General features: G+C 33.0%; 9 protein-coding genes. 7 read left to right on the top strand and 2 right to left on the bottom strand.

Annotated features, from left to right (window positions below; all coding sequences use genetic code 11):
- Nucleotides 1-193, top strand: a 193-nt coding sequence (locus ACFFLS_RS04125) for a hypothetical protein (protein ID WP_379689189.1), incomplete at its 5' end; no start/stop codon positions are given.
- 109 nt (nucleotides 194-302) lie between these two features.
- On the opposite strand, the gene ACFFLS_RS04120 is transcribed toward ACFFLS_RS04125, so the two are convergent.
- A complete protein-coding gene (locus ACFFLS_RS04120) occupies nucleotides 303-986 on the bottom strand; it encodes a DUF4294 domain-containing protein (RefSeq protein ID WP_379685418.1) in 684 nt (227 codons plus the stop codon).
- Nucleotides 987-1,068: 82 nt separating this feature from the next.
- Here ACFFLS_RS04120 and ACFFLS_RS04115 point away from each other — a divergent pair, with 82 nt between their 5' ends.
- The 6 genes from ACFFLS_RS04115 to ACFFLS_RS04090 all read left to right on the top strand — a co-directional run bounded on the left by ACFFLS_RS04115 (nucleotide 1,069) and on the right by ACFFLS_RS04090 (nucleotide 9,787).
- The gene (locus ACFFLS_RS04115; RefSeq protein WP_379685417.1) at nucleotides 1,069-2,157 is read left to right on the top strand and encodes a M42 family metallopeptidase; all 1,089 of its coding nucleotides are present in this window, start codon (nucleotides 1,069-1,071) and stop codon (nucleotides 2,155-2,157) included.
- 59 nt (nucleotides 2,158-2,216) lie between these two features.
- Nucleotides 2,217-2,897: a response regulator transcription factor gene (locus ACFFLS_RS04110; RefSeq protein ID WP_379685416.1), complete on the top strand. Its 681-nt coding sequence runs from the start codon at nucleotides 2,217-2,219 to the stop codon at nucleotides 2,895-2,897.
- Nucleotides 2,894-4,255, top strand: coding sequence for a HAMP domain-containing sensor histidine kinase (locus tag ACFFLS_RS04105; RefSeq protein WP_379685415.1), 1,362 nt, complete (start codon nucleotides 2,894-2,896; stop codon nucleotides 4,253-4,255). The genes ACFFLS_RS04110 and ACFFLS_RS04105 overlap by 4 nt, the downstream gene beginning before the upstream one ends.
- 83 nt (nucleotides 4,256-4,338) lie before the next feature.
- Nucleotides 4,339-5,586 carry a TolC family protein gene (locus ACFFLS_RS04100; protein ID WP_379685414.1) on the top strand — a complete coding sequence of 416 codons (1,248 nt, stop codon included), beginning with the start codon at nucleotides 4,339-4,341 and terminating at the stop codon, nucleotides 5,584-5,586.
- A 13-nt stretch (nucleotides 5,587-5,599) separates the two neighbouring features.
- Entirely contained in the window at nucleotides 5,600-6,685 is a 1,086-nt protein-coding gene (locus ACFFLS_RS04095; protein ID WP_379685413.1) for an efflux RND transporter periplasmic adaptor subunit, read from the top strand.
- A gap of 3 nt (nucleotides 6,686-6,688) precedes the next feature.
- Nucleotides 6,689-9,787, top strand: a complete 3,099-nt coding sequence (locus ACFFLS_RS04090; protein WP_379685412.1) for an efflux RND transporter permease subunit — start codon at nucleotides 6,689-6,691, stop codon at nucleotides 9,785-9,787.
- Nucleotides 9,788-9,960: 173 nt separating this feature from the next.
- On the opposite strand, the gene ACFFLS_RS04085 is transcribed toward ACFFLS_RS04090, so the two are convergent.
- Nucleotides 9,961-10,344: an ankyrin repeat domain-containing protein gene (locus tag ACFFLS_RS04085; RefSeq protein WP_379685411.1), complete on the bottom strand. Its 384-nt coding sequence runs from the start codon at nucleotides 10,342-10,344 to the stop codon at nucleotides 9,961-9,963.
- Nucleotides 10,345-10,603 lie beyond the last annotated feature (259 nt).

Below are 10,603 nucleotides of genomic sequence, written 5' to 3'. Positions count from 1 at the left end.
AAGCTTCTCTCGAAAACGCCCCCCACTAGCCCCGATAGGAGCGGAAATCCTTTTGTGCCGGGGTTCGGCACAAAAGATTGAAGCGCATAGCGGGATCAAGCTCCTCAAAAAAATAAAGACAATCATGCTCAAACTACAAAGCGCGCTATACCTATTATATATGCAACAAAAAAACAAACCCGAGAGGTTTTAAAAAACCTGTCGGGCTGATAGAAGTTACTCATTATATATAGGAATACTAAAATAAAAACCGATAGTTCTCAAAAAAACTATCGGTTTGCTTCTTACTTATATTTTTAAATCTAATTATCCTTTTTTAATTCACCAGCTCTTTTCTGCCATTTCTCTGAGAGATCATCATAGTTGATTTGTTTGGAGGGTTTCTGATTAACTAGTCTTCCTGATTCGAATGCTCTAACGAGTATGGTTTCTATAAGATAATCCTCGTTTACCTGATAAGGGTCGTACTCTGTCTTTAAACTTATGTCAAAAAGATTTGCCGTCGTATTGGAAACAAATGCCTTAAAACCGCTTTTTAATGTTCTTACCAATTCGTAAGTTGTTATTCCGGTTTGACGATGTATTAACTTAACCAAAATCTGACCTTGTTTACGTGAAAGCTTTTTCAGTCTTTCTTCAAACTCATTATTCAGATAGTCTTCAACAATCTTAAAATATTTTTTCTTTTCTCGGCTTGTTTTCAAACGCGCCATTCCATTATTTAGAGCTGTTAATCGCTCAGAGGCTAATTTCGCATACGGATATACCTTATATACACGATTCTGCAGAATTAAAAATTGCTTTTGTGCTTCTGGATCGAGCTTTTCCTTAGATATTATTATTTCTGGAAGCTGTATCGTATCGTTTAGAATAGAATCTTGCTCTGTTAATATGTATCCCATTTGTTGGTTCTCTTTAGGAGTAACTTGGGCTTTGGAAGAAAAGGAAACAAATAGTATAAATAAAATAAAGGTGGTTAGTCTCATCGAATCATAATTTAAATGTAAAATTATATATTTATACACAACTCTGATACCAAATTTATATTTTAGCTGAAAAATATTTTTTATGAGTACAAATTCTATCTTGAAAGATACCTCAATAGCTTTCCTTGAAAGCTACTTAAACAATGCTTCTCCAACTGGTTACGAAAGTGAAGGCCAGAAACTTTGGATGGATTATTTAAAACCTTACGTAGATACTTTTATAACTGATTCGTACGGGACAGCAGTTGGCGTAATCAATCCCGATGCTCCTTACAGAGTTGTAATTGAAGGACATGCTGATGAAATTTCATGGTACGTAAATTATATTACTGAGGATGGTTTAATTTATGTTATTAGAAATGGAGGCTCTGACCATCAAATCGCTCCTTCTAAAAGAGTAAACATCCATACTAAAAAAGGCATCGTAAAAGGCGTTTTCGGCTGGCCGGCAATCCATACCCGTTTACGTGATAAAGAAGAAACTCCTAAACTTAGCAATATCTTTATTGATTTAGGATGTGAAAATAAAGAGCAGGTTGAAGCATTAGGCGTTCATGTTGGATGTGTAATCACATATCCTGACGAATTTATGATTCTAAACGAGAATAAATTTGTGTGTCGTGCTATTGATAACCGAATGGGCGGCTTTATGATTGCCGAAGTTGCTCGTTTGTTAAAAGAAAACAATAAAAAACTTCCTTTTGGTTTGTATATTGTCAATTCAGTTCAGGAAGAAATTGGACTTCGTGGAGCAGAAATGATTGCACACAGGATAAAACCAAATGTTGCTATCGTGACAGATGTTTGTCATGATACGACCACTCCAATGATTGATAAAAAAGTAGAAGGTGATCTTAAAATGGGTAAAGGCCCAGTTATTGGCTACTCTCCTGCTATTCAAAATAAATTACGTGATTTGATCGTAGATACTGCTGAAGAAAAGAAAATTCCATTTCAGAGACATGCAACTTCTCGCGCAACTGGTACAGATACTGATGCTTTTGCTTACAGCAATGGCGGTGTTCCGTCTGCATTGATATCGCTACCTTTACGATATATGCATACTACTGTAGAAATGGTTCACAAAGAAGATGTTGAAAATGTAATTCAGCTTATTTATGAGACTTTATTGAAAATTGAAAATAACGAAACTTTTTCTTATTTCAAATAAGATGAATTTTTAATGTAAATCCGGATTTAAAAAACCGGATTTACAAATAATCAATCAACATGAAAATATTACTACTCGAAGACGATTTTACTTTATCAAAAGAAATCTCAACATTCTTTACTTCAAAGGGTTTCGTGTGCTTGCCTTATTATGATGGCTCTTTATTACTAAAGAAATATTTTCCTTATGATTATGATTTAATTGTCCTAGACATTAATGTACCTGGAATAAACGGAATTGAGGTTTGCAAAGGCATTCGAGAAGTCGACAAAAAAACTCCTATTATTATGCTTACCGCTTTTAGCGAAATTGAAGATAAGTTATCCTCATTTGATAATGGCGCAGACGATTATCTGGTAAAACCTTTTCATTTTGACGAATTGTTTGCCAGAGTACAATCACTTTTAAGAAGAAAAGAGGTTCCGCAACAGATTGAAAACAAAATAATCATTAAAGACCTTCAAATCTTTGAAGAAGACATGAAAGTGTTTAGATCTGGAGAAGAAATTAAGCTCACTCCAAAAGAATTCAAACTCATTCTTATTCTCGCGCATGCTAAAGGAAAAGTTTTGTCAAAACAATTTATTGCCGAGAAGCTTTGGGATTATCATATCGAAACAAATCAAAATACTATAGAAGTCTATATTAACTTTCTGAGAAAAAAGATTGACAAGGACCACGAAACAAAACTTATCCGTACTAAAGTAGGTTATGGTTATTATCTAAGCGACCAAGAATGACATTAAAAAATCGAATATCACTTTTAGTCAGTTTACTGTTTACCATTCTTTTTGGATTGGCTTCGACAGTGATATTCATTTTATATTCTAATTATCGAAAAGAAGAATTTCGTGATCGTTTAGAAATTAAAGCGTTATCAAACATAAAACTTTTGGTAAATGTCAAACAAGTTGACAATCAGCTTTTAAAAATAATTGACCAGAACTCCATCAATAAATTGTATGATGAAAAAACTTTGGTTTTTGATTCTAATTTTAAATTGATTTACAGCAGCATTGACGATGCCAAAATTAATTGGTCTATTGATGATTTAAAATATCTCAAAAAAAACAAGACGTTTTTTAAACAGCAGGGAGATTATGAAGTTTATGGCGTTTTTTATGATACAAACGACAAAGATTTCTATGCTCTTATTTCTGCAACTGATGATTATGGTAAAAAGAAACTGCTTTTTTTACGATACACTTTAATTATATCATATATTTTCTTTACCTGTGTGTGTTGGGTCATTACTTCTTTTACTGTAAAAAAAGCAATGAATCCGCTAAATGCCTTTCATCAAAAAATAAAAAACATAAACGAAAACAATCTTGATACAAGGATTGAATCCAATAGTACTAAAAATGAAATCGATTTGATTGCAGACGAGTTTAATTTTATGATGGATCGAATTGAAATTTCTTATCAAAGACAAAAGGAATTTACAGCTCACGCTTCTCATGAGCTTCGAACGCCGCTTTCTAGAATGACTTCTCAAATTGAAAATGCAGTTGCTGATCCTGATGTTAAGCCTAAAAACCGCACTTTTCTAAATACAATATTAACGGATGTCAACCATTTAAGTGAATTGATTAATTCCCTTTTAATCCTTTCCAAAATTGATAATCGCGAAACAGAACATCATGAAGTTCATAGAATAGATGAAATCTTATTTTCTTCTATTGAAAAAATAAACAAAACTTTCCCTGATTTTGTCATTTTATTCGAAATAGAAGAAAGTGAAGACCTTGATACGGCTTTAGAAATAAAAGGAAACAAAAATCTTTTAGAGATAGCTTTAACTAATGTCTTAAAGAATGCCTGCGTTTATTCAGACAATAAACAAGCTAAAGTAAAAATAAGTACCGATCATTATCATTTAATTGTATCCGTTTCAAATACAGGAGATACTTTAAGCGATGAGGAACAAAAGAATCTTTTTCAACCCTTCATGCGTGGTAAAAATGCTAAGGGAACTTCCGGTTTTGGACTTGGCTTAAGAATCGTTCAAAGAATTCTAGCACTCCACAAAGCAAACATAAACTACTCAATACCAAACACTAACACAAACTTATTTCAACTATTTTTTAATTTATAAATAATTTTAAGCTATTTTTAAGGTAGATTTTAAGGTCTCTTAAAGCCTGTTGATAGCATATTTGTATAATTAAAAACGGTACAATGAAAAAGTTATTCGCATTGCTGTTATTTGCACTTCTTAATCAAGCTGCAATAGCTCAAAAAACACTCACACTTGAAGATTGTGAAAGTCAATTCTTAAAAAAAAATCTTTTCTTACTGGCATCTCAATATAACATCGATGCCTCAAAAGCACTAACCATTCAAGCTCGTATCTGGGACAATCCCACCATCTCGGCAGAATTGAATGCTTACAATCCTGAGCGAGATAAATATTTTGACATTGGAAAAAACGGGCAAAAAGTTTTTTCGATTGAACAACTTATCTATCTAGGCGGTAAAAAAAGAAACGAGGTTAAACTTGCTCAAACCAATGCGCAACTCGCAGAACTTCAATTTAATGATTTGTTGCGAACCTTGAAATTTCAATTGCGAAAGAGTTTTTACACGGTTTATTATAATACTAAAAACTTAGAAAATACCGACAAGCAATTAGCTCATATCGAGAATTTGATTAACTCCTATTCTATTCAAGCTCAAAAAGGAAATATTCCTCTGAAGGATGTTGTTCGTTTGCAGTCATTGTATCTTAATTTTAAAAATGAACGATTAGAAGTTATTAATAATAATATTGAAGAACAGGCGAATTTAAAATTGCTTTTAAATGAAACAGAAAACGTGGTTCCTTTAGTAAGCAAAGATGATTCTAACAAATATTTAAAAATTATAGATTTTGACCTTAAAAGCTTTGAAGAGCAAGCAATCGCGAATCGCCCGGATTATTTAGCCAAACAAAAAGAAATCGACGCCAACGAATTGAATGTAAAATGGCAAAAAGCGCTCGCTATTCCAGATATTACTATAGGAGCCAATTACGACCAACGAAGTGGGGCTTTTAATAATGAAGCCAATGTGAACGTTGCAATTCCACTACCACTTTGGAATAAAAACAAAGGAAATATTAAATATGCTCAAACTTTATTGGAACAGTCAAAAATTGAAAAACAAAATTTTGAACTCCAATTGCAAACAGAAATTACATCGGCTTGGACGAAATGGGATGAATCTAGACAAAATTATGCTGTAATAAAACCAACCGTTAATTCAGATTTTGAAGCAGTCTACAATGGTATGCTTACCAACTTTCAAAAACGAAATGTCAGCCTTCTTGAATTTACCGATTTTATGGAAAGTTATAATCAAGCTATAATTCAGTTAAATGAATTGAAGAAAAAAGTGGTAATAGCAGGTGAAGAATTAAACAGCACAATCAACAAAGATTTATTTTAAAAAAATTATAGACATGAAATATACATTATTCATAGGAATTGCAATTGTGAGCCTATCTTTGGCAAGCTGCAAAAAAGAAGTCGAAAATCCACAAACTAATACTTCTTTTGTTTTAAGCAATGATATGCTAAAAACTACCACAACAGCTACAGCTGAAAATCAGCCTTTGAAAAACGAACTTAGTTTTTACGGAAAAATCACAGCCGATAACAACAAAATGATTGACGTTTACCCTTTGGTTGGCGGAAATGTAATGAAAGTAAACGTTGAACTTGGAGATTATGTAAAAAAAGGACAAGTTTTGGCTACTATAAAAAGTACCGATGTTGCCGATTTTGAAAAACAATCCATTGATGCTAAAAGTGATTTATTGGTTGCAAAAAACAATCTGAAAGTTGCGCAAGAATTATTTGACGGAAAATTGAATTCTGAAAGCGATGTTCTTCAAGCTAAATCTGAGGTAAATAAGGCTCAGTCACAATTGGCCAAAATTCAGGAAACTTATAAAATTTACAATATCAAAGCGGGATCTATTTATGAAGTAACAGCGCCGATAAGCGGTTTTATTATTCAAAAAAGCATCAATCAGGATATGCTTTTGCGTAACGATCGTTCTGAAAACATTTTTGATATTGCTGAAATCAGCGAAGTTTGGGCAATGGCAAACATCAACGAAATTGACATCAATAAAGTAAAACTAGGAACAAGCGCTGCCGTTACAACTCTAAGTTATCCAGACAAAACATTTAACGGGAAAGTCGACAAAATCTACAATGTAATTGATCCAGAAACTAAAGCAATGCAGGCAAGAATCAAACTAAGCAATCCTAATTATATGCTTAAACCTGATATGAATGCCAATATAAAATTGTCTTTTAATGACAATCAAAATATGATAGCCGTACCAAGCAAAGCGATTGTATTTGACAAAAGCAAAAACTTTGTTGTGGTATTTAAAGACCGTAATAATATAGAAACAAGACAAGTAGAAGTATATCGAGTTGTTGGAGATACTACTTATATCTCAAGTGGTTTAAAAGAAAACGAAAAAGTAATCACAAACAATCAGCTGTTTATTTATGGTGCTTTAAATAATTAAGACATGAACAAATTCATAAAAAATATTATTGCTTTTTCTCTTAAGAATAAAGCATTTACCTTCTTTTGGGTAGGATTATTGGCTGTTGCAGGGTTTATTTCGTTTAAGAATATGCCTATTGATGCCTTTCCTGATGTCACCAATACACAAATCATCATCATTACACAGTGGAACGGAAAAAGTGCTGAAGAAGTTGAGCGTTTTGTAACTTCTCCTATCGAGATTTCGATGAACTCTGTTCAGAAAAAGACCAGTGTTCGAAGCATTACCATGTTTGGATTATCGGTAATCAAAATCATTTTTGATGATGGCGTAGACGATACTTTTGCTCGTTTTCAAGTAAACAATTTATTAAAAAACGTTTCTCTTCCTGATGACGTAGAACCAGACGTTCAGCCGCCTTATGGACCAACTGGGGAAATTTTCAGGTATATTGTAAAAAGTAACAGCAGAGACAGTAGAGAATTACTGACTTATCAAAACTGGGTTATCGATAAACAACTGCGCGCTGTTCCAGGTGTTGCCGATTTGAATGTTTTTGGTGGACAAACAAAAACATACGAAGTTGGTGTAGATCCTATAAAACTAGCTAAATATAATATTTCTCCACTTCAGGTTTATAATGCTGTTGACGCCGGAAACTTAAATGTAGGAGGTGATATTATTGAAAAGAATGGACAAGCCTTTGTTGTTCGTGGCGTTGGACTACTTAAATCTATAACCGACATCGAAAATATTATTGTTGATGATGCTGGAGGAAATCCAATTTTAGTTAAAAACGTTGCTTCTGTATATGAGAGTGCCATGCCAAGAGTTGGACAAACTGGTCTTGGTAACAATGACGATGCTGTTGAAGGAATTGTAGTAATGCGTAAGGGCGAAAATCCGCAGGAAACTTTAGCATTATTAAAAGAAAAAATCAAAGATCTTAATGACAATGTCCTACCAAAAGACATTAAAATCGAAACATTTTATGATCGTGACAATCTAATGAATTTCACGACAGAAACGGTTATGCACAATTTATTCGAAGGAATTATTCTGGTAACTTGTGTTGTATTTCTTTTCATGGCAGACTGGCGAACGACTTTCACAGTTTCTATCGTAATTCCGCTTTCACTTCTTTTTGCATTTTTATGTTTGAAGATGATGGGAATGAGTGCCAACTTATTAAGTTTGGGTGCAGTCGATTTCGGAATCATCATTGACGGAGCCGTTGTAATGGTCGAAGGATTGTTTGTAGTGCTGGATCATCGAGCGCATCAATTGGGAATGGATAAATTTAATAAAATTGCCAAAGGAAGCTTGATCAAGAAAACGGGAACAGAAATGGGTAAAGCTATTTTCTTTTCTAAATTGATAATCATTACAGCATTACTTCCAATTTTCTCATTCCAAAAAGTAGAAGGAAAAATGTTCTCTCCTCTAGCCTTTACATTAGGTTTTGCATTATTAGGAGCGCTTATTTTTACTTTAACTCTTGTTCCTGTTCTTTCACATATATTATTAAACAAAAACGTAAAAGAAAAAAACAATCCATTTGTAAATTTCTGGGACAGAATTGTAACCAAAGGGTTTGCATGGACTTTTAAACATAAAGTACAAACACTAATCGCTTCAACAGCATTATTAGTAGCAATATTCTTTTCTGCAGGTTTCTTAGGTACTGAATTTTTACCTCAATTAAATGAAGGAGCTTTATGGGTTACGGCAGAGTTGCCAATGAGTACTTCTCTTCCTGAAAGCGTTAAAACCGCGGCAATGATTAGAAAAGACTTAGAAACTTTCCCTGAAGTTAAAAATGTTTTATCGCAAACAGGACGAAGCAATGACGGAACCGATCCAAATGGTTTTGGATTTATCCAGCTTCAAGTTGATTTAAAACCACAGAAAGAATGGACTCGTAAAATTTCTATGGATGAACTGATTAATGAAATGGATACTAAACTAAAAGTTCATCAAGGAATCACTTATAACTATTCTCAACCTGTAATTGACAACGTTGCAGAATCTGTTGCGGGATTTAAAGCATCAAATGCCGTAAAAATCTATGGTGACGATTTAGATAAACTAGATCAGCTTGCTAACGAAGTTTTGGCAAAAATTAGAAATATTCAGGGAATAAAAGATGTCGGAATTCTTCGAAATGTCGGCCAGCCTGAAATAAGCGTAATCTTAGATCGTGAAAAAATGGCTGCTTACGGAGTAACTTTAAGTGATGCTCAAGCTGTTTTAGAATTGGCTTTTGGAGGAAAAACAGCAACTCACAAGTATGAAGATGAAAAACGATTTGATGTGCGAGTTCGTTATTCTAAAGAATATCGTAAAGACGAAAAAGATTTAGAAGAATTAAAAGTTCCAACCATAAGCGGCGTAAAAATTCCATTAAAAGAAATCTGCGATTTAAAAAGCGTAACAGGTCCTGCATTTATTTACAGAGACAATACAAAACGTTTTATCGGAGTAAAATTCTCTGTTCGTGACCGAGATTTAGGAAGTACAATTGCCGAAGCGCAATCAAAAGTAAATGAATTAAAACTTCCTGCAGGTTATACAACTGGATGGACAGGAGAATTTGAAAATCAGGTACGTGCAAGTGCGCGTTTGGCTCAAGTTGTACCAATCAGTTTAATTGGAATTTTTGTACTCTTATTTATCTTATTCGGAAATTTTAAAGATTCTCTTCTTGTTTTGGCGAATGTTCCGTTTGCTATTATTGGCGGAATTATAGCATTGCATGTTACAGGAATGAATTTTGGAATCTCTGCCGGAGTTGGGTTTATTGCTCTTTTAGGAATTTGTATTCAAAATGGAGTGATTTTAATATCGGAGTTCCATCATAATTTGAAGGCAAAATTTACACTCGAAGAATCCATTTTCATGGGAGTAAAAGCTAGAACAAGAGCTGTAGTGATGACTGCATTAATGGCTTCAATCGGATTATTACCTGCCGCAATTTCAACAGGAATTGGTTCTGAATCTCAAAAACCTCTTGCAATTGTAATTATTGGAGGATTAATGACCGCAACTGTTTTAACTCTCTTGGTTTTCCCGATTCTTTTCTGGATTTTCAACAGAAAGAAACACGAGCCAATTGAATAGTATTTTTTTAGTTTTTTAGTTTTTAAATCAATTGTTGGGTTTAAAAAGAAAAAGCATCATTAGTAATAATGGTGCTTTTTTGCTTTTGTATGTAAAAATTACGAATTGCTGTAAATAAAAAAACGGTCTTTTGCTCAAGAAGACCGTTCACTAACTCAAAACTTTTTTAAATCTTATTTAAGATCTTTCAAATAAGCTATTGCTTCTGAAGCATTAGATAATTGTGCATATTTTAAAGCGGTAAAACCTTTTTCATTTTTGTCACCAGGACGTGCACCATTCTCAATTAAAACTTTGATGATATCAATTTTGTTGTAACGCGCCGCAATCATTAATGGAGTCATATCTTCTGATTGCTCGTTAACATCTGCACCATACGCGATGAATTTTTTAACTACTTCAATATCTCCTTTGCTTACTGCAACATGTAATGGAGAAGTAAAGAAATTTGTAATCTCTGTTTGAGGTTTAACAGTTGATGACTTTTGATTAGAAGCCATTGAAACATTTGTTAAAGCTAATAAAGCCACTCCTAAAATAATAACTGAATTTTTCATAATGATTGTTGTTAAATGATTGATGATGATTTTAATTTTTTGTAAAGGTAAAGCTTTTTATCTATTATGTATTACACAGTACCTTGTTTTAACTAATTCTTAACATTTACTTAATAAAAACATAATTTATGGGCTTCTATATTACCATTTTTATGATTTTACTCTAATAGACGGTGAAAAACCTAAAATGTTACAGTTATTCTTAAAAAAAATAATTTTATTTTTAATTGTTTGTAGCCATAAATTGAAAGTAATCCAT

Origin of the sequence: Flavobacterium procerum, assembly GCF_042431625.1 — a bacterium.
GTDB lineage: Bacteria > Bacteroidota > Bacteroidia > Flavobacteriales > Flavobacteriaceae > Flavobacterium > Flavobacterium procerum.
This window is presented reverse-complemented; position numbering and strand designations above follow the sequence as displayed.